Origin of the sequence: Cohnella cellulosilytica (assembly GCF_042431195.1) — a bacterium.
In the GTDB taxonomy this organism is placed as follows: domain Bacteria; phylum Bacillota; class Bacilli; order Paenibacillales; family Paenibacillaceae; genus Cohnella; species Cohnella cellulosilytica.
This window is the reverse complement of the sequence record NZ_JBHMDN010000081.1, coordinates 64,030-85,155: the sequence shown is the minus strand read 5'-3', so window position 1 is coordinate 85,155 and position 21,126 is coordinate 64,030. Positions and strand designations below refer to the sequence as shown.

At 59.1% G+C, this 21,126-nt stretch carries 13 protein-coding genes; 1 reads left to right on the top strand and 12 read right to left on the bottom strand.

Annotation, left to right across the window (positions count from 1 at the left end; all coding sequences use genetic code 11):
• Positions 1-193: 193 nt before the first annotated feature.
• The 6 genes from ACFFT4_RS35320 to ACFFT4_RS35295 all read right to left on the bottom strand — a co-directional run bounded on the left by ACFFT4_RS35320 (position 194) and on the right by ACFFT4_RS35295 (position 9,228).
• Positions 194-2,422, bottom strand: coding sequence for a hypothetical protein (locus ACFFT4_RS35320; protein WP_378054645.1), 2,229 nt, complete (start codon positions 2,420-2,422; stop codon positions 194-196).
• Complete coding sequence (locus ACFFT4_RS35315; RefSeq protein ID WP_378054643.1) at positions 2,419-3,258, bottom strand: carbohydrate ABC transporter permease; 840 nt, start codon at positions 3,256-3,258, stop codon at positions 2,419-2,421. The genes ACFFT4_RS35320 and ACFFT4_RS35315 overlap by 4 nt, the downstream gene beginning before the upstream one ends.
• 33 nt (positions 3,259-3,291) lie before the next feature.
• Positions 3,292-4,185 carry a carbohydrate ABC transporter permease gene (locus ACFFT4_RS35310; protein ID WP_378054641.1) on the bottom strand — a complete coding sequence of 298 codons (894 nt, stop codon included), beginning with the start codon at positions 4,183-4,185 and terminating at the stop codon, positions 3,292-3,294.
• Positions 4,186-4,359: 174 nt separating this feature from the next.
• A complete protein-coding gene (locus ACFFT4_RS35305) occupies positions 4,360-5,706 on the bottom strand; it encodes an ABC transporter substrate-binding protein (RefSeq protein WP_378054639.1) in 1,347 nt (448 codons plus the stop codon).
• A 97-nt stretch (positions 5,707-5,803) separates the two neighbouring features.
• Positions 5,804-7,432 carry a response regulator gene (locus ACFFT4_RS35300; RefSeq protein ID WP_378054636.1) on the bottom strand — a complete coding sequence of 543 codons (1,629 nt, stop codon included), beginning with the start codon at positions 7,430-7,432 and terminating at the stop codon, positions 5,804-5,806.
• 2 nt (positions 7,433-7,434) lie between these two features.
• Positions 7,435-9,228, bottom strand: coding sequence for a cache domain-containing sensor histidine kinase (locus ACFFT4_RS35295; protein ID WP_378054634.1), 1,794 nt, complete (start codon positions 9,226-9,228; stop codon positions 7,435-7,437).
• 435 nt (positions 9,229-9,663) lie between these two features.
• On the opposite strand from ACFFT4_RS35295, the gene ACFFT4_RS35290 reads away from it, so the two are divergent.
• A complete protein-coding gene (locus ACFFT4_RS35290; RefSeq protein WP_378054632.1) occupies positions 9,664-11,283 on the top strand; it encodes a hypothetical protein in 1,620 nt (539 codons plus the stop codon).
• 118 nt (positions 11,284-11,401) lie between these two features.
• Here ACFFT4_RS35290 and ACFFT4_RS35285 read toward each other — a convergent pair whose 3' ends face one another.
• From ACFFT4_RS35285 to ACFFT4_RS35260, 6 genes are all read right to left on the bottom strand, one after another.
• Positions 11,402-13,180, bottom strand: coding sequence for a glycoside hydrolase family 2 protein (locus tag ACFFT4_RS35285; RefSeq protein ID WP_378054630.1), 1,779 nt, complete (start codon positions 13,178-13,180; stop codon positions 11,402-11,404).
• Positions 13,181-13,682: 502 nt separating this feature from the next.
• Positions 13,683-15,443, bottom strand: a complete 1,761-nt coding sequence (locus ACFFT4_RS35280) for a glycoside hydrolase family 2 protein (RefSeq protein ID WP_378054628.1) — start codon at positions 15,441-15,443, stop codon at positions 13,683-13,685.
• Position 15,444: 1 nt separating this feature from the next.
• Positions 15,445-17,472, bottom strand: coding sequence for an alpha-L-arabinofuranosidase family protein (locus ACFFT4_RS35275; RefSeq protein WP_378054626.1), 2,028 nt, complete (start codon positions 17,470-17,472; stop codon positions 15,445-15,447).
• Between the two features lie 47 nt (positions 17,473-17,519).
• Positions 17,520-18,413, bottom strand: a complete 894-nt coding sequence (locus tag ACFFT4_RS35270; protein ID WP_378054624.1) for a carbohydrate ABC transporter permease — start codon at positions 18,411-18,413, stop codon at positions 17,520-17,522.
• 16 nt (positions 18,414-18,429) lie between these two features.
• Positions 18,430-19,392: an ABC transporter permease gene (locus tag ACFFT4_RS35265; protein ID WP_378054665.1), complete on the bottom strand. Its 963-nt coding sequence runs from the start codon at positions 19,390-19,392 to the stop codon at positions 18,430-18,432.
• A 138-nt stretch (positions 19,393-19,530) separates the two neighbouring features.
• Positions 19,531-21,114 (bottom strand): extracellular solute-binding protein, encoded by a 1,584-nt coding sequence (locus tag ACFFT4_RS35260; RefSeq protein ID WP_378054621.1) that lies wholly within the window; start codon positions 21,112-21,114, stop codon positions 19,531-19,533.
• Between the last annotated feature and the right edge of the window lie 12 nt (positions 21,115-21,126).

Genomic DNA, 21,126 nt, shown 5'->3' with positions numbered 1-21,126 from the left:
TCGCGGCCCGGCGGAGCGGAGATTTCGATTCCGTTATCCGTGCGCGCCGAAATCTTCGCCTAACACTTTGTAACGAGAACGTAATGTTTCTTTCATCTTCCCTTCATGTTCGGCGGTTATTATAAATACATGACCCCCCTTTGAAATATATAAAACTTGAGGCTAGCGGCCCGTTGCCGCTAGCCTCCTTTTTTTATCCGCGCTTGAACTCCGCCAGGGAAGCCGCCGCGGCCCCGCAGCCCCAGTCGAAAATCGTAAATTCCCCGAGTCCGTCGACAGGCGTGCCGTCGTGGTGGTTGAAGTTCTCCATATGAAAACCGTAGTCCCGTTCGTCGAAATGCGGATGGACCCGCTCGTAGATCGCTTTCGCTGCGGCGTTCTCGGGGCAGTACATCATATAAAACGACGCCCGGAGCGCCCACTCGGCGCGGGCCCGGTAGCTCTCGTCGCCGGTCATCCGGTAATAGTCCAGATACGTCAGCGCAAACAGGCTTTGCCGCGCGTCGTTCCATTCGTCGTCGCTGGTCATGACACCGAAGCCTCCGACCGTCGGCACGGGGAAAAACGGAGCCTGCCAAATTTGCTGGTACAGCGAAGCCTCCGCCAGCGCCTGTTCGCCGAGGTCGAGCCATTCGGCGTCCCCGCTCAAGGCATAAGCTTCCTTCATCGCTTCGGCCGTCCAATAGATGCCGAAATTGCACTGATTGTACAAGCCGCTCCGCGCGTCCTTCTCGCCGAACTGCTTGCCCTCCCACTGCTTCGAGCAGGACCAGTACGTCTCGAAATCCTCCCAGCGCCCCTCCGGCATCACGTTCTCCGCGACGAAGCGGGCCGCGCGGAGAGCGGAGGCGGCGTATCTCTTGTCCGGCCGCAGCCGGTTCAGCAATCCGAGCAGCATGACATGCGCGGAAGTCTCCGGGCTTTCTGCCAGAAATGGAGACGTGCCCGAGCCGTCCGCGCGAACCCAGGCGGGAAAGCCCCCGTCGTCCCTTTGCAGCTTCAGAAGCCGTTCCGCGTAACGCATCACGAACGGGAGAATCCGCTCGTCCGCACGAATGTCCCGGTACCACTTGAGCAGCCACCAGCACGTCCACGAGGCGTCGAGCAGATGAACGTGCTCCTCGTGCCCGGCGGGACGGCGCGGCCCCGACATGTACCAGCGGCCGGATTCCCAGCACCCGTCCTCTCCCGCCTGGTAGTAGCCGGGAAACAAGCCGTCCGTCTGGGGGGCCGACAGCGCGAAGTTAAGCGCGAGCCCGGCCTTCTCCGTCCAGTCCGCGCGCCCCCGCTCCTTGCCCCGGAGCGCGTAGCCGTATGCCGATCGCAGGCTGCAAAACCAGGCCTGGTTCCATAGGCTTTTCGGCTCGCGCCATTCCTCTTCCCGGCCGAGGCCGGGCTTCTGCCGGGCGCAAACGATAAAGACGACGCCTCCGACCTCGGTGCCGTCCGGCATTCGGAACTGCTGCCAAGCGACGTCCTTCCATCGGTCCAACGCCCAGCCGTAAGCGTAATCGGCATAGGGCTCCAGGGAACGCAGCAGGCTCGCATCCGGGAACTCTGCCAAGACGGGGCTGCCTTGCCGAACTCCCGCACTCTCGGCGCCACCTGTACCTGCCGGCTCACCTCCGCCCTTCACGCTCTCCGATCCGCTTTGGCCTTCTGCGACCACCGGCCCGTCGACCGCAAATCCGCTCACCGCGCCGACAGGCGGGTGAACGGCATTCGACGCCGCAGCTACCGGCATGTTCCCGCATCCGAACCTCTGCCACAGAAACCGTTCGACCGCGCGCAAGTCCCGCTTCCGCTGTCCGGCCGTTTTCTCCCATTCCACCAAGTAAAATCGGAAACGGAGGGGTTCGGACCGCTCGACTTCACGCGGCTTCAGCTCGTGATAGACGTGTCCCGTCTCCTCGTATTCGCACAGCCCGTACGTCAACCGGCGATCCTGCACGGTATAGTCCATCACATGCGGCACGTCCCGCCCGCCCGCGATCGACGCCAGATCGGGAACAAGCGCCGCCATCGTCCGCTCGTCCTCGAACACGATCGCCGGGGAGCGGAACGCCTTGTCCCCGACGACCATGCCCTCGAGCGGCGACAGATGCGGCTTCCAGACGCACGCCAGGCCGGATTCGTTGACGAAATACACCTGCGCTCCGGAAAACTTCAGCGTCCCGTCTCCGCCTGCGGGCGGCTTGATCGTCACCTGCACCGCGGCTGTTCTCCGTCCGACAGAATCCGCTCCCTCCCCATTTTCCCATGCCCATTCAACTTCGAGCTCCGCGACGCCGGCGTCCGCGGCCCAGAACGCGCCGTTCTCCTCGTACCGCGCGACGCTCGGCGCAATCTCTCGCCACCGCCCGCCCTCGTGCCAGAGGAGTCCGATTTTCTCGCCCAACCCTAACGGCAGCATCGCCTTCACCCCTTCACTCCGGACATCGTAATGCCTTGCACGTAATATTTTTGCAGGAACAGAAACACGATCAAGATCGGCACGGAGCTGATCGACGTCGCCGCCAAAATTTTGCCCCACGAGATGTTGCGCAGCGACTGGAACGAGGAGATCGCGACCTGGATCACCTGCTTCTTCTCTTCGTTAATGACGACCAGCGGCCAGAGGAACGAATCCCATTGGTTCAGGAATGTCATGAGCCCCAGCGTAATAAGCGCCGGAACGGCCGTCGGCAGTACGATTTTGGCGAAAATCCGGGTCCACCCGGAGCCGTCGATTCGGGCCGCCTCGAGAATGTCCCGGGGAACGTCCGAGAAAAACTGGATCAGCATGAAGATGCCGAACACCCACACGATCTGGGGCACGATGAGCGCCGCGTACGAATTGATCCAGCCGAAATCGCGCATCAGCAAATATTGCGGAACCATAATGACCTCGTACGGAATGACGAGCGAGGACAGGAAAATCGTCAGCAGCAGCCTCTTGAACGGAAATCTCAGCTTCGCGAAGGCGAAAGCCGACAAAGCGTTCACGATCAGTCCTAGCGTCGTGACGACGGCGGCGACCAGCAGCGTATTCAGCATGTACCGTCCGAACGGCTTGCCAGGGTCCAGGAAAATGTCGCAGTAATTTTGCAGCGTCCATTTGACCGGGAGGAACAGCTCGGGGCTCAGCGTCGCGTACTTGAAAATTTCCTCGTGGGTGCGGAAGGAGCTCATGACCATCCAATAGATCGGAAACAGCGAGACAAGCGCGATCGCGGCCATCGCCGTCAGCCTCAGGAAGACGAACGCGGTATTTTTCATACGGGTAACCCTCCTTGCGAATCGAATGCGGCGTCAATACTCGACGTCCGTGCGGAACAGCCGCAGCTGCACGATGGAGATGATCAGGACGAGAAAGAAGAACAGGAACGCGGCCGCGGCGGCGTAGCCCATGTTCATCTGCTTAAACGCCGTCTCGTAGATAAAATGCACGACCGTGCTCGTCGAGCCCGCCGGACCTCCGCTTGTCGTAATGTAGATCGGGATGAAAATTTTCAGCGCGTCCATTGTCGTGATGATGACCACGAACGCCATCGTTCGCTTGAGAAGCGGCAGCGTAATGAGGAAAAATCGTTGCGCCGCGCCCGCCCCGTCCACATGCGCCGCCTCGTACAGCGACTCGGGAATATTGTTCAGCCCCGCCAGGAAAATAACCATGACGAAGCCCATCGCCCGCCAGATGCAGAGCGCGATGATGCCCAGCATCGAGATGTCCGGATTGGACAGAAAGTCGAGCGTCGGCAGGCCGATCCCTTTCAGGATGACGTTCAGCATGCCGTAATCCTTGTTGTAGATGAGGCGAAACACCGTGGATGCGATCGCGAAGGAGACGACGACGGGCAGAAAATAAATGGTGCGGAAAAAGCCGACTCCCCGGAATTTCTTCTGCACGAGCAGCGCGAGTCCCAGCGAGATCGCCGTCTGCACCGGCAGCACGACCAAAGTGAAATAAAACGAATGCCACAGGCTCGCGCCGAACGTTTCGTCCTGCAGCAGCTTGCCGTAATTGGCAAAGCCCGCGAACGACGCCTGCGCGGAAATCAGGTTAAAGTTCTGGAAGCTGATCAGCAGCGCGCGGAGCATCGGGTAGAAAATAAATACGGCCAGCAGAATGAACGCGGGCGCGACAAAGAGCAGCGCGGCGCGGGATTCCTGCTTGTCGAACGCGGCGTAGGCCGACTTTCTCAACTTCGGTCCCTCCTTCTTCGGTTGCGTTTCCGGCCGTTTGCCGGAACGACAAAGGGGAGTAAGGATGTTGGCAACCCTGCTCCCCCTGCCGTCTTCGTTATGGAATTGGAGCCGCACCGGAGCGCTTTTCAGGCCTCGGCTTTCTCGCCGAGCCTGTTCCCCATTGCCTATTGCCTATTGCCTATGCATCGCCAAGCCGTCCTCGACTTTCTTGACCGCCTTGGCCAGCGATTCGTCGACGTCTCCGTTGCCGAGGCCGACGTCCTCGAACAGCAGGCGGATCGCCTCGCTGATCGCCGGGTAAGCCGGAGTGACCGGGCGCGGATGGCCGTATTTGGACAGCTGCTCGGCGTAGATGTTCATCGGATACTCCTTCAGCTCGGCGAACGCGTCGAACGTCGATTGACGTGCCGGCAGGTTTTTCGTCTCCTGGTACCACACCTTGGCCCCTTCGACTCCCGTCGCCCAGTTCACGAACGCCCACGCCTCGTCCGGATGCTCGGACTTGGACGTGATCGCCATGCCCCAGCTTCCCGTCGTGCCGATCATGCGCTGGTCCTTCCACAGCGGAGCGACGTCGTAGTCCTCGCCCAGCTTGAAGTCCGGGAAATTTTGCTCCTGATAGGAGAAGGCGAACGGACCGTCGACATGGATCGCGACCTTGCCGGTCCAGAAGGCGTCCTGCGGCAGCTCCTTCGGCGCTACCTTCTCCTCGTTGAACAGCGATTTCCAGAACGTCATCGCTTTCTTCGCCTCGGGAGAATCCAGATAACCCTTCGATGTCGAGCCGTCGGGACTCAAGATTTCCGCGCCGGCCTGCCAGAGGAACGCCATCTCGGAATACGGAGCGCCCTCGTGGCCCACGAAGCCCCACGGCGTCGGGTTCCAGCCGTAGACGCCCTTCGCCGGATCGTTCAGCTTGCGGGCGGCGTCCAGCACCTGGTCCCACGTCCACGCCTCGTCGACGTTTTTGGAAGGAAGGGGAATGCCTTTCTCCTCGAACATCTTCTTGTTGTAGAACATGACGATCGTGCCTTCGTTGTTCGGCGCCGCGTACATTTTGCCGTCGAAGGTCAGCCCTTCGATGACCGGCTTCAGCAGGTCGTCCTTGTCTCCCTCCTTGGCGAAATAATCCTCGAGCGGGATAATCGCGCCCGAATTGGCGTAGGAGGCCAGCGTCGGCGCGTCGAGCGCCATAATGTCCGGCGGGTTGCCGCCGGCCAAAGCCGTGCGGATCTTCGTCTCGTACTGGTCGTTCGGGATCATCTGGAAGTCGACCTTGATGTTCGGATGCGCCTCCTCGAACGAAGCGATCAGCTTGTCGAACGCGGCCGCTTCCGGAGCGTAGTCGTGCCGCCAGAACGTCAGCGTAACCTTCTCCTCTTCCGGAGCTTGCGATGCCGTGCCCGAGCCCGCGGGAGCGCTCGGAGAACCCGAGGAACCCGAATTCGAATTCGAGGAACAGGCGGCCAGACCGAATGCCAGCATGACGGATAAAAGCAGGAGCGTACTCTTTCTCATTGGACCCTCACCCTTCGGTTGATTGTGCTGCATCTACAGGCTAGCATCCGGCGTGGCAATGGCGGAATTCGTCCGCTTCGGATGTTGGCGTATAAAATCATCGGTCGGCGGGAGAGGCGATATGCTGGCGGTATTCGTTCGGGCTGACGCCGTAATGCTTCTTGAATACGCTGCTCAGGTAGCTCGCGTTGGCGAACCCGACCAGCTCGGCGATGTCGGCCAGACGCATCTGCGGGTCGCCGAGCAGCTCGGCCGCCTTGCCGAGGCGCACCTGCGTCACGTAATCGCTGAACGTCGAGCCGGTCGTTTTCTTGAACAGCTCCGACAAGTAGGTCGGGTTCAGATGAAACCGGTCGGCCAGCTGCGTCAGGCCGATCTCGTTCATGTACGAGCGATCGATATAATCGCGCGCGGCTTCGACCGCCGACGCGCCGCCGGTCGTGCGGGAGGCGCGGATGCCCTCGATGACGCGGGCGGCGATTCCGTTCAGATAGGGGATCGCCTCCGCGCCGGCTCCGTGCCGCCACGCCGCGTCCGCAAGCAGCCATTCCCGGGCCTCTGGGATCACGAGACGGTGGCGCCGGGCGACCTGATCGGCGAGCAGCACGACGCGCAGCACGAAGAACGCGACGTCCCGCATCGGACGGCCGTCCGCCGCGATTGCCGCTTCGACCGTGGCCGCGAACGCCGCGGCATCGGCGTTGTCCAGCGCCGAGGCGAGCCTTTTCTCCGCTTCGGGAAGCCAATCTCCGAGCTCCTCCCGTCCTTCTCCGGCGGTTACAATCTGGGAGACGGCTCCGGGACGGCTCTCGCTCCAGGCCAGCAGCGCCGACAGAAACCCTTGGCGCAGCCCGGCCGTTCCCCGGAACGGCTCGCCCACTCCGATGACGGCTTCGACCTTCAGGTACCGGTTCACGTTGGCCTGCAGCCGCTTGCCCAGCGCCTCCATCCGGCGGCCGGCCTCCTCCTCGTTGGGGGAGGAGACGATCGCGTGCGCCATCCCGGGATAGCCGCGATGACAGAATACGAACGCCGAATCGGACCAGGCGAACGTCTCCAGCGTCTCCCGGCAGAGCATGCGGAAGGCGGAGCGGAACAGGCCGCTTCCTTCGGCCCGCTCCCCGAGCCGGCCCGCGGGCAGCCGATATTCCGCGCCGACGATCTGCAGGACGGCCCCGTCGTTCAGCCAGCCGTCCATCGCGAGCCGCTTCGCCTCGTTCTGCAGCGCGGGAACGCGGCTCTCGTCGTCGCCGCCGATCCACTCCAGCAGCAGCTGCTCGCGCAGCACCGAACGGCTTTCGGACAGCGCGAGCCGGGCCGAGTCCCCGGAAGCGAGCGCCGCCCGCTCGATCTCCAGCTCCTCGCGCAGCTTGACGAGCAGCGCCGTCAGCTCGCTTCGCACGACGGGCTTCAGCAAATAATCCTTCGCCCCGCATTGGAGCGCCGCCTTGACGAAATGAAAATCGTCGTACCCCGACAGCACGACCACCTTCGTCCGCGGATAGTTTTCCGCGCACTGCTTCAGCAGCTCCAGGCCGCTCATAACGGGCATGCGAATGTCGGTCAGAATCAAGTCGCAGCGCGCTTCCGCTTCCAGCAGCGCCAGCGCCTCGCGCCCGTCCTGCGCTTCCCCCGCTATCGTATAGCCAAGCCCCGGCCAATCGATCTTCAGCTTCAGCCCGGTGCGAATTTCCAGCTCGTCGTCGACCAGCAATACGCGATACATCGTTATTCCCCCTTAACCGGCAGTCTCAACGCAATCCGCGTCCCCGCGCGGGGCGAGGATTCGATATTCGCGGAGAAGCCCTCTCCGTAATGCAGGCAGCATCTGGCCAGCACGTTGCGCAGCCCGATCCGCCTTCCTCCCGCGCTCAGCACGTCCGTCATCCGTCCGCGGGCCATCTCCTCGCGCAGCTCCTCGATCAGCTCCTCGGGCATGCCCGTTCCGTTGTCGGACACTTCGATCTCGATCGCGTCCCCGTCCCTTCTCGTCCCGACTTTGACGAAGGCTCCGTCCGGATTTTCCTGGCTGAACTTGATCGCGTTCTCGACGAGCGGCTGCAAAATAAACTTGACGATCGGCGTATTCCCCAGCTCCGGACAGTCGCCGATCTCGACGCGAATGCGGTCGCCGAAGCGCACCTTCATGATCGACACGTAATCCCGGATGTACTGCATCTCGTCCTTCAGCTTCACGACGTCGCTGTCCGCCCGCAAGGAATAGCGCAGCATCTGCCCCAGCCATTCCGTCACGTCGATGACCTCCTCGCTCCGTTTCTGCGCGGACAGGCTGCCGATCGCCTCCAGCGTGTTGTAGAGGAAATGCGGATTGATCTGCATGAGCAGCGCCTTGTACTCCGCGTCCTTGCGCCGCATGTCGGCCTGGAACTCCGTCTCGATCAGAAACCTCAGCCGCTGGACCATGTTGCGGAACACCTTCACGACGTACCCGACCTCGTTGCGCGGAATCGGCATGCGCGCGAGCGGCTCGTCCTCCGCCCGGCCGAAGTCGCCCCGCTCCACGAGCCGCATCGAGCTGGCCAGCCGCGTAAGCGGCCGGGCGATGCCCGACGACAGCCAGAACGCGGCGACGATCGTCAAGAGCAGCAGCAGCGCTCCGACGACCAGCATCGTCTGCTGCACCCGCTTCATTTTCTCGAACAGCTCCGATTCCTTGACCTCTCCGACGAGCGCCCAGTTGGCGCTTTTGATTTTGCGGTACAGCACCAGATGGCTTTCCCCGTTCTGCTTGACCGTCAGCTTGCCCCCGGAATGCTTGTCCCTGGCGATTCCCGCCATCTCCTGCAGGAATCCCGACATCCCTTCGTCGATGCGCTGCTCCAGCACCGGATGCCCGTCCATGTCGACGAGGTAGACGCGTCCCGTCTCGCCGAATTTGATTTTGTCCAGCGGCGTCTGGATCTTGGTCGTCTCCACGTTCAGCTTAAGCGCCCCGATGTCGCGGAACGAGCTGAGCTGCACGAGGTTGTAGAGCAGGCTGTTCATGCTGACCTTCTCCAGATAGTTGGGCTGGTACGGGTCGAGATGGGCGGGAACCCAGCGGACGCCGTCCCGCTTGAAGGTCGTATACCAATCGCCGTTCAGGAACGACGGATCGTCGTTAAAGGCTTTGTCGCGAATACCGACGGCCGTTCCGTTCTCGTTAAAAAGAGTAATCGAGGAAATCGAGGAATGGTTCAAGGCGATGGAAGAAAGAAATTTGCGCAGCTCGGCGTCGGCCGTGATCCGCTTCTCCTGGGGGAGGCTCTTGTCGAGCTGGGCCGTAATCCACATCTGCGTCACTTCGTTGCTGAGCACCTGGTTGGCGACGTCCTCGACCTGCGTCGTCAGCGTGTTGACGAACGAGGCGTACTGGTCCATCGTCTGGGAGGTCGACTCCTCGATGGACGTGCCGATGACGGTATTGGACACTTGCGCGAAAACGGCGACCATCGTAATGAAAGGAACGAGGAATACGAGGATAAAGGTGGCGGATAGACGGGTTCTGAGCGAGTAGAACATAGAGCTCCCCTTCCGTATAAAAGAAGCCCCCTCCCGGCGTAGCCCGAAGGGGGCGCTGAAGTGCGGCCTGACAGCGCTTGCGGCGCGTTCACTTCCACTTTATCAGCAATGGTCTGCAGAGGGAATGCTTTTTTATCGGGTCGGAGCATCCAAAATATTCGGATTTGCGAAATATAGTATGTTGACTTTTGGTAATTTAATATCATATTATACAGATAAAATATTCCATATAGTATGTATTTTTAAAATAACTTAGTATGCTAAGTTGGCTGTGGAGTTTCGACAAGTTTCTCCAATATCCTCGTGTTAATCGAGTTGATCTGGAAGGGGGGTGAGTAAAAGTTCGGTGTAAATCACCCGAGAAGCTGATCAGAAAGGCGGTTTTGTCGCACGCGTACGGCTCCAACAAACTCTATGAAAAGAAAGGTGATTCCCTTGTCGACAGGAAAAACGAGCAAGCGCACGATGTTCCGCACGCTATTTTTACTATTCGTTGTAACCGCTTTCGTATTGGCCGGAAGCAGCCCCGCTTCCGTGAATGCGGGAGCCATCGCCTACAATCCGTTCAAAATCAAAGTGATAGACGCCGATACGGGCAGAGGCATCCCGCTCGTCGAGCTTAAGACCACCAACAGTATTCCTTACGTCACGGACAGCGCGGGGTACGTCGCCTTTTTCGAACCCGGCCTGATGAATGAGGATGTCTGGTTCTCGATTGAGAGCCACGGGTACACGCATAACTATGAATCGTTTGGCGCCAAGGGACGCACGCTCTCCGTGACGCCCGGGGGCGAAGCGACGCTGGAAATGCATCGGGTCAATATCGCCGAACGCCTCTATCGAATTACGGGCCAAGGCATCTATCGGGACAGCGTGATGCTCGGATTGTCCGTTCCGATCGCTCAGCCTCTCCTGGGCGCCGGGAAGGTGATGGGACAGGACACCGTGCAAACCGTCGAGTACAAAGGAAAGCTCTATTGGTTCTGGGGGGATACGAATAAACCGAGCCATGCGCTGGGCAACTTCAGAACGACGGGAGCCACCTCGGAGCTTCCGGCCAACGGCGGCCTGGACCCGGATGTGGGGGTTAATCTCAGCTATTTCGTAGACGCGGAAGGAAACACGAAGAAAATGGTGCCCCAGTTAGCCGGAGATCCGAACCTGTTCTGGGTTAGCGGCCCGATGACAACGCGCGATGCGTCCGGAGCGGAAAGACTGTTAATTACTTATTCCGCGCTCCACGGTCTCGGCGACGAGGCGGCCTCGGGCATTCTGATCTGGAACGATCAGGACGAGCAGTTCAGCCAGCGGGTCGAATTCGATATGAATCAGCGGTGGAAGCATCCCGATGGCCAGTCCACCTTGTATACGGACAATGGCCTGGAATATTGGCTGTTCAACGAGCCTTGGCCGGTCAAGAGGGTGCGCAACACCTTCGCATCGATCACGAACATGAACAGCTACGAATCCTTCACGCCGTTACAGCCGGGTACGCAATACGCCGGCGCGAGCACGCAGTTGAACCGGGACGGCAGCGGAAATCTCGTATGGCAGTGGAGAACCGATACGCCGGCCATTACCCAGCAGCAGGAAGCCGAGCTGATCGACTTGGGCAAGATGACCGCGAACGAGGCCCGCTTCCAATTAAAAGGCGTGGATACGGGAGAAGACGTGATCAACCATACGGGCTCGGTCAAGTGGAACGAATATCGGCAGGTTTGGAATAACGTCATTGAACAGAGGGAAGGCACTTCGTTCATGGGAGAAATCTGGTACGCGGAAGCGCCGTCTCCTACGGGTCCCTGGACGCTGGCCAAAAAAATCGTCACCCATGACGGCCCGGACTTCTACAACGTTGCGCGCCATTCCTACTTCGACAAGAATAACGGACGCGAAATCTATTTCGAGGGAACGTACGTCGCCATGTTCGGCAATGTCGGCAAACCGACGCCGCGCTACGACTACAACCAAATGATGTACAAGCTCGACCTTAGCGACGAACGCCTCGATTCCGTCAAGATCGCGCCTATCGCGGCATCGAGTCAGGAGGATTAGCGCTTAGCGAGGTAAACGACGGTAGTCCGCCCACGTGCCGGACAGCGAATTGCTCCCCTTAAAGCAGACAGCGCTCAAATATGGAGCGTGCTCATTTGCCTTAAGGGGAGCTTTTCGTTTAGTTCCGTCCGGCGCGGTCCGCGGTAATCCGTTTGATTTTCTCCATGTCGAGCTTCGGTTCCCGCTTGATCGTCAGCAAGCCGTTCACTTCCTGCTGAACGTCCGTCAGCTGCGTATAGCAGAAGCCGCAGACATAATCCAGGCTCTTGATCGCCTGCGTAATGCTTTCATAGCGCTTAAGGAACTCTTCTTCGTTCTTTACCTGGTTGCCGTAGCCCCAACCGTCTTCGCTCTTGAACGCGATGCCGCCGTATTCAGTGATCATGACCGGCTGACCTCTATAGCCGTACCCTTCGGCGAACGGGAAGCGGTGCCTGTCGTGCGCGACGTCATTGCCGAGCAGCTTGTCCTTATCCTTATATCTGGCTTCCAGCGCGGAGCCGAGCTCCTCGTAGTCATGCAGCGTAACGATATCCGAAATCGTATGCTCCCAGCCGTCGTTCACGAGAACCGGCCGCATCTGGTCGAACGACTTGGTCCAATGATAGATCGATTCCGTGAAGGCTTGCGTCTTCCGGTCCCTGGAGACATTCCCGATGCCCCACGATTCGTTGAACGCGACCCAGGTCACGATGCTCGGATGGTTGTAATGCTGCTGCACCACTTCCATCCACTCTTTCGTGAACCTCTGCACCGCGTCGTCCCCGAATTCATACGTTGCCGCGATTTCCGACCAGACGAGCAATCCTTTGCGATCCGCCCAGTACAAGTATCTCGGGTCCTCCACCTTCTGGTGCTTGCGCACGCCGTTGAACCCAAGCGCCAGCGTTTTCTCGATATCCTCGATAATCGCTTCTTCGGAAGGCGGCGTCAGATGCGACTCCTCCCAGTACCCTTGGTCGAGCAGCAGACGTTGATAGATCGGATGATTGTTAAGCAAAATGTTGCTGCCCTTAATGGCAATGCGGCGCATTCCGAAATAGGTGTATACCGTGTCGACCGGCCGGCCGTCTTTCTTCAGCACGACCTCCGCGTCGTACAAATTCGGGCTGTTCGGGTGCCAGGCGTGGACCTTCCATTCGCCGACGTCGTTCATTACGCTTAGCTCGACCTTCAGGAACGCGCGGTCTACATTCGTTTCCGTCGAGCGAATCAGTTCGCCGTTAAAGCGAATAATCGTCTGCAAGGTCAAGCCCTCGAAGGAGCGTACCGTGCCGCCCAGCTCGTAATCGAACGTAACCGCGGCGTCTTCCAGTCTCGGCGTAATCTTCGCCCGCTTCACGTGGAGCGCGTCTACGTATTCCAGCCAGACGGACTGCCAGATGCCCGTCGTCTGCACATACCAGCATCCGTAGTTGCGATCGATCCAGCGCTGCTTGCCGCGAGGCTGCATCGTGCTGTTGCCGTCTTCGACCCGGACCGTAATCCGATTATCGCCGCCGATGACTGCCGCATCCGTAATATCGAACGAGAACGCGGCGTATCCGCCTTCATGCGAACCGACATAGATGCCGTTCACCCATACTTTGGCCAAATAGTCGACCGCTTGGAAATGAAGCACGACGCGCTTGTCTCCCGTTTGCGACGGGATGGACACGCGACGTTCATACCAGACGCACGGATGAAACTTTTCTTCGCCGATGCCGCTTGCCTTCGTCTCATAGGTGAACGGAACCTGAATCGTCCGGTCCCCGTCGAGCTTGCCGTACCACTTGCTGCGCTCTCCTTCGAACGAATCGTCGAATCGAAAGCCCCATTCCCCGTTCAACAATTGCCAATCCTCGCGCACCCATTGCGGACGCGGGTAATCCTTTACGTATTTGTGCGAGCTGGACATGAATAATAACTCCCTTTCCAATAATGTAACTTCCCAATTAACCAGTCAGCGAATAAACAACCCTTACATGCGATTAATTATGCTTATAGCCTTTTATTTTGTCAATATGAGTTAACTAATTAACTTTACAGTTATCTAAACGAGAATAATACGCCATGCCAAGCAAAAACGCCTGCGGCGTCCCCAGGGCGTGTATGCATACTCCGAGGAAAGCAGATATTGCCGAATTTTCGTTCCATGCAAGGAACTTTTGTGAAGGCGTACCGGAGGTACGTCAAGCAAAAGTGACGATGCAGGGGGCGAAAAGGCGGTGATAGATGCCCCTGAGCGGGTTTGCATACACGCCCCAGGACGGCGAACGCGTTTTTGTCGGAGACGATACAGACAAGGATGAGGGTGAAACTTATAAATTCTGTATCGTCAAAAAAGAAGGAGTCCCTCAGCCAGCCCCTTATGGCCGTTGAGACACCCCTCAGTGTAAGCTGCGATTAAGCCCGTGCGATTAAGCCAGATTGATTTCCCTGATTTTCTCGAGCGGAATCTTTGGCTTGCGGTCCTCTGTCAGAAGGCCGTTGATTTCCTGCTGGACGTCGGCAAGCTGCGTATAGCAGTAACCGCAAATGTACGCCTTGCTCTTGATCGCCCGGGTCAGTCCCTCGAACCGCTCCAGGAATTGTTCATCCGTAGCCACCTGGCGTCCGTAGCCCCACCCCTCGTCCGATTGGTAGGCGATCCCGCCGAATTCGGTAATCATGATCGGTTGTCCGCGGTACTCGTAGCCTTCGGCAAACGCGAATTTCCATTGATTGCACAGGGTTTCGTTGCTCACGATCGCTTCTTTGCTCGCATAGCGACGCTCGAAGCCTTCGCCGGTTTCGACGTAATTGTGCAAGGTGACGATGTCCGATACGGTATGCTCCCAGCCGTCGTTGGCAATGACCGGACGGTACGGATCGAGCGATTTGGTCAGATGGTAGATGCCCTCGGCGAATTTCTGCTGCCGCTTGTCGCGAAGGACGTTGGGGATGCCCCACGACTCGTTAAACGGCACCCATGTGACGATACTGGGATGGTTGTACTGCTGCCGCACGATCTCGACCCATTCCTTCGAGAACGCTTCGATCGCCCGATCGTGGAACTCGAACGTCGCCGCCATCTCGGACCAGACCAGCAGTCCTTTCACGTCGCACCAATAGAGGAAGCGGGCGTCCTCGATTTTCATATGCTTGCGCACTCCGTTGTAGCCCATCTTCAGCATCAGGTCGATGTCCTCGATCAGCGCTTCTTCGCCCGGAGGCGTCAAATGGCTGTCCGTCCAATAGCCCTGATCCAGAATCAGCCGCTGATAGATCGGCACGTTGTTGAGCAGCACCCGGCCGTTCTCGATCGACACCTTCCTCATTCCGAAATAGGAGAACACCCGGTCAACGACCCGGCCGTCGGCGTGCAGAACGAATTCCGCATCGTACAGGTTCGGGTGCTGCGGCGACCAAAGGCTTTTCTTCCACGGACCGCCCGCCTCGTGCGTCAAGTCGACCTCGACCGACAGGCAGGAACGGTCCGCCGCCAGACTCACCCGCTTCACCGGCTTGCCTTTTAACGTTATCATCGCTTCCAGCCTCAAGTCTCCGCCCGCTTCCGCTCCGCACACCTCGTAATCGAAACGAATCGTATTGCGGTCGACGTCCGGCGTCATCTTGACGGAATCCAGCCGCCGCTCCTCGACGTATTCCAGCCACACCGTCTGCCAGATGCCCGTCGTCTGCGCGTAAAAGCATTCGAAATTGTCCGCAAGCCAGCGCTGCTTGCCCCGCGGCTGCGTGCAGCTGTCGCTGTCCTCGGCCTTCACCGTAATCCGGTTGTCCGCTCCGAACGCCGCATACGGAGTAATGTCGAAGGAAAACGCCGCATAGCCGCCTTGGTGCGAGCCTGCCATCGCGCCGTTCACCCATACTTTGGCCGTATAATCGACCGCTTGAAAATGCAGGATGACCCGCTTCCCCTCCGCCTCTTGCGGAATGGCGACCGAACGTTCGTACCAGACCCGGGGATGGAACTCTTCCGCTCCGATACCGCTCGCCGGCGTCTCATAGGAATAGGGGACGTTGATCGTATGCGTGCCCGCGAGCTTCTCTTGCCAGCGTTCCCGTTCTCCGGCGTCCAGATCGTCGAAGCGGAAGCTCCATTCGCCGTTCAAATTCAGCCAATTGTCGCGCACGAATTGGGGTCTGGGATAATCTTTGATGTAAGATTTCGTAGTCATGTTAAGCGCTGCCTCCCGCTCCCCCTCGAATCTCCAGCGCGTACACCGAAAACGGCCGCAGCGCGCAGCCGTCCCGCCAAGCCGCCGCCGGGACGGTGCGGGAGGCGCAGACGATACGCTCCGGCTCGAATACGGAGTTGATATCGTCGTAGGCTTCTCCGGTAATCTCATGCAGAATCGTTTCCCCGGCAGCCTCGAAATGCTGCAGGTTCAGCCGGACCCTCCGCTCCTGCAGGCTGCGGTTCACGATAAACAGAGTAACGACGCTCCCGTCTTCGTTCGTGCCGGCCGCCACGTCCAAGTCCGGCAGCGCGTCGAGCGCAATCGGCGCCGGCTTGAGCGACCGAACCGAGAACGTGCCGCATACGGTATCGACGGGGAGCATTCGCTTGATCCCCCGGCCCGCATACAGCTTGAGCACCTCGTAGGTCGGCGTCCCGTATACGGTCAGCGGGCGTCCGCTCCAGCCGGGCAGCTTGCCCCGGAACTGGTCGGCATAATAATCTCCCACGCGAATGCAGCCGCCGAGCCAGCCGTTCACCAGATCGGAGAAGCTGCCGATGTGGACGCTGTCGCTGCCGCGCAGCATCTCGTTCAGATTGGCGGCGTTGGCGACCGCGGCTCCGAGCGTATGCTCGTTCGGCAGTCCCCTGCGGATCGTATTCGGGTAATACATCGTGTTGTATTCGGTAACGGCCAGCTTCACATGGCTTGTCTTCGCATTTCTGCGAATGTTCTCCGTCGTCCGCCGGATGTCCTCCCGCGTCCATTCGGAGAAAGCCGCCATCGCTTTGTAGCGTTCTTCCGGCGGAGTATTCCGGTCCATGCCGAATCGGCCGAGCCCGTGATACAGGTGCAGCGTCAAATAATCGAAATGCTCGCCCGCGATATCGAGCACCGCCTTGTTCCATTCCTGATCGTAATGGCCGCAGGCGAGCAGGACGATCGAGGGATCGGCCGCTTTCATCGCCTTCGCGAAGGCGACGCACCGTTCCGCGAACCGCTCGGCTGTGCACGTCCCGACCTGCCACTGGCCCCACACCTCGTTGCCGATCTCCCAGTACCGCACGTTGTACGGCTCCGGGTGTCCGTTCGCGGCCCGCTTGGCGCCCATCGGCGTATCGGCGCCGCCGTTGCAATATTCGATCCACAGCGCGGCCTCTTCCGGCGTGCCGGAGCCGTCGTTCACGCTGACGAGCGGCTCCACTCCCAGCTCGCGGCAAAAGGCGATAAACTCGTCCGTGCCGAAATACTTGCTCGTCCATCCGCCCCAGGCTTCGTTGTACATGACCGGCCGCTCGAGAACGGGACCGACGCCGTGCTCCCAATGGTACGCGCTGATATAGTTGCCCGAGATGCGCATCATGCCTGCGTTCAGCGGACGCGTCATCTCGATCACCTCGCGCTTCACGAAGCCGGCGCTGTCCTCGGGCAGCAAGGACACGTGGTCGAGCCACAGCATGCCGGTGGACACATGGTCGGGCCATCGCGGATGATCGGCCGGAACATAGATCCGAATCTCCGCGTCGGCGCAAGCCCGGGAGACGGACAGCCGGGCCTCGTACTGCCGCCAGTTATGGCCGGCAAGCTCGATGCGGGTCCGGCCGAGCACCTCCTCCGTGCGCCGGTCCGCCGCCTCGACGTACAGGAACCGAAGCTCGACGGAAGCCCGCGCGACCACCTTGACCGCGTAATCCATCGGCCCCTTCAAAGCCGCCTTCTGCGCAAGGCCGGCGTCCGCCTCGTCGTCGCTCATCACCCGAATGCGCTGGGCGCGGCCCGAATGCCTCGGAGCCGGAGCCTCAAGGGCGTATTGCGTATTCCTCCCGCTCGTATAAGCGGTCCAGCTGCCGGAAATTTCGGCTTTCGTAAGCGATTCGCTTTCGAAATCCATATCCTTCAAGGGAAAAGCCAGCATCGCTTCCATGTGATCCCGGATATCCTCCACGAAATGTCCGAACAAATAAGGGTTGACCGTATGCGCGCTCGCGCGGCTGCAATCGACGGTAACGGTTGCTTTCGCAGTCATTTTAAGCCTCCCAATCGATATCGACCCCGGCCCAAAACGCTCCGGGATTATCCTTTAATCGAGCCAATCATGACTCCTTTGACGAAATGCCGCTGAACGAACGGATACATGACCAATACGGGCAGGCTGGACACGATGATCACGGCGTATTTGATGCTCTCGGCGAGCAGGATTTTGTCCTCCAGGCCGATGCCGCTGTCCGCCACGTCGGATTGACTGATCAGCAGAATGTCTCTCAGCACCAGCTGAAGCGGATACAGCGCTTCATTGCGGATATAGATCAAGGCGCCGAAAAAAGAGTTCCAGTGCCCGACCGCGTAGAACAGGACCATGACTGCCAGAATCGGCTTGGAGAGCGGCAAAATAATGTTGAGCAGCAGCCTCCAGTTCGTGCAGCCGTCCATATGGGCGGCTTCTTGCAGCTCCCAGGGGATGCTGGATTGAAAATACGTCCTCATTACGATGAGATTATAGGTGGCAATGGCGCCCGGGACGATCAGAGCCCACATCGTATCGACCATGCCCAGGTTCTTGACCAGCATGTAGGTCGGGATCAGCCCGCCGCTGAAAAACATCGTGAGCGTAATGACCAGCATCAGCGGGCCCCGTCCGGGAAGATCCGGCCTCGACAGCGGGTAAGCCGCCAGAATCGTCATGACCAGGTTAATCGACGTTCCGACCACGGTGTAAAAAATCGTGTTGCGGTAGCCGATCCAGATTTTGTCGTTCTGCAAAATGTTGGAGTAGGCTTCCGCGTTCAGTCCTTTGGGCAGCAGCCATACTTCCCCGGAAAGCACCTTCGCCGGATCGCTGAACGAGGCGCTTACGATAAAGACCAGCGGATACAGCACGATGAGGATGATCACGGCGGCGATCGCGTACACGATCGCGTCGAACACCTTGTCGTCCGACGAACGGTTCAGGGTTGTTTGCTGGGGCATCGCGGCGTCTCCTCCTTTACCATAAGCTCGTCTCCGACGTTTTGCGGGCAAAACGGTTCACCAGAAGCAGCAGCGTCAAATTGATGAGCGAATTGAATAATCCGATGGCCGAAGTGTAGCTGTATTCGCCCTTCAAAATCCCGGTCGTATAGACGAACGTGGAAATGACATCGCTGGACTCCAGATTCAGGTTGTTTTGCATCAGCAGGATTTTCTCGAACCCGATATTCATAAAATGGCCGACATCCAGGATGAGCAGGATGACGATGACGGGAATGATGCCCGGCAAGGAGACGTGCCAGATGCGGCGCAGTCTCGAGGCCCCGTCCATTTTCGCCGCCTCGTACAGGTCCGGGTTGACCCCGCTCAGCGCGGCAATATAAATAATCGATTGCCAGCCCATGCTCTGCCAGATATTCGAGCCGATATAGATCGATTTGAACCAGCCGGCCGACTCCATGAACCGGACCGGGGTTCCGCCGAACGCCTCGATCAATTTGTTGACCGGGCCGGTGGAAGGGGAGAGAAACACCGTCAGAATGCCGACGATGACGACGACCGAAATAAAATGCGGGACATAGGTAATGTTCTGCAGCCACTTGCTGAACCTTTTGCCGCGGATCTCCGTAACGATCAGCGCCAGGAAGATCGGAACCGGAAAAGCGATCAGCAGGGAGAAAAGATTGATCGTCAGCGTATTCCACAGCAGTCTTCCGAAATAGTAGGAATCGAAAAAACGTTCGAAATGCTCGAATCCGACCCAAGGGCTGCCCAAAATGCCTTTGCCCGGATTGAAGTTTTTGAAGGCGATCTGCAGTCCGTATAGAGGTCCGTAATGAAAAATCAAATACCAGGCCATCGGCAGCAGCAGCATAAGGTATAAGTCGTACCGCTTGGCCATCTGTCTGAGCAGGCGGCCGCCTCTTCCGCCCGGGCGTCCAGGCAGCGCAGCGGTTACGTCGGCTTGCGCGCTCTCCATGAAAATCTGCTCCTTATCCGGATGATGCAATTCGGTCGATCGCATCCCGCCCGTATCGGGAGCGCCTTGAAGCATCCGCATTCAGGCGCTCCGGCGACAGGCGGAATCCGTTCGCGACCGCAACCGCGCACAACCTTGTTATTTCGTCTTGTCGTAAGCTTCCTGGTAAATTTGCTGCAACTCCTCAAGCCCCATCTTCTTTAGCGTGCTTTGGAATTCGTCCCATTTGTCGAAGCCGAGCGCCCCGGCGATAAACTTCGTGCTTTGCTCCTCGTAATATTTGTCCATATCGTTGCGCAGGACGTTGACGCGCTGCGCGGTTTCCTCGTCGAACATCGGCGCGCCGTACTTGACCTTCGGCATGTACGGGTCCAACTGCTTCTGCGCTTCCTGCACCTGGGGCGGATTAATGTAGGAGGCCACCTGATCGCTGATGATGTGCGGCGCTCCCCCGCCGGCGTACGGAGTAATCTTCGGCTGGTTTTCCGCCGTCGAATACTCGTCCGTGTAATACGGAATGCCGTCCTTCAGCACGTAATGCTCGCCTTCCCTGCCGAACCTCAGCAGCGTCGAGCCTTCGTCGCTGTAGAAATAATCGATCCAGCGCATCGTCGCCTCCGGATACTTGTTGACGTCGGTGATGGCGAAGGCTCCGAAATCCCGCGCGATCGGCGCCGTCTGGGCCTGCAAGCGATCGCCGTGCGGACCGGCCGGGGGCGCGATTCCGACGTACTGATCTTGAATCGGCAAGAAGTTGTTGTTCGTCTGGTCGAAGAAAAATCCGGTTTTGCCCGAGCCCTGCTTGGCCAGGAAGTCCGCCTCCTTGTGCGAGAACAGTTCCGGATCGAGCAGCTTTTCCTTGTACAGCTTGTTCAGGTACATGAGCATTTCCTTGTTCCGTTCGTCGCCCATCCAGATCTGCACCTGGTCGTTGTCGATATTGATGTTGTAGCCCAACTGCTGGTCGAGGCCGAACGAGCCGCTCATCATCGTGACGACGGACAATCCCGCCCGGGCGGTCATCGGAAGCTCGTCCTTCTGTCCGTTGTCGTTGGGGTCCTGATCCCGGAAAGCGACCAGCGTCTCGTACAGCTCGTCCGTCGTCTCCGGTACTTTCAGATTCAGCTTGTCCAGCCAGGCTTTGTTGATCCATTTCTTGTCCGTGCGCGCGGCCGCCAGCGTGACGATGCCCGGGATGGCGTAGATATGGCCTTCCGGCGTCGTAATCCCCGCCCGAATCTCCGGATACTGCTCCATCAACGCCTTCAGGTTGGGCGCATATTGCTCGATCAGATCCTCGAGCGGAATCAGCTGGCCGGAAGCGCCGTAACGGGTCGCTTCGAGCGGCGAGAGGCCGGAGCGGTAGATCGCGTCGGGAAGCTCGTTGGAGGCGAACAGCAGGTTTTTCTTCTCCGCGAAGCCGTCCGTCGGCGCTTCGATGAAGTCTACGTGAATGTTGGTCATTTTCTCGTAATCCTGGAAGACGGGCATGTCCTTGAACGGCCCGTTGACCGGGGCGATGCGGGTGAACATCTTGAGCTTGATCGGTTCCGGAACGATCGGAAATCCGCTCTCGCTGACCCCGCCCGAGGATTGGGACGAAGGAGCGGCCGAGGAAACGTTCTCTTTGTCGTTCGTGCCGGAGCCGGAGCTGCACCCGGCCAGCGTCAGACTCGTCGCGATCGCGATGCTGACCGCGGAGCTCTTCCAATGTTTGCGCATAAAGCTGTGACC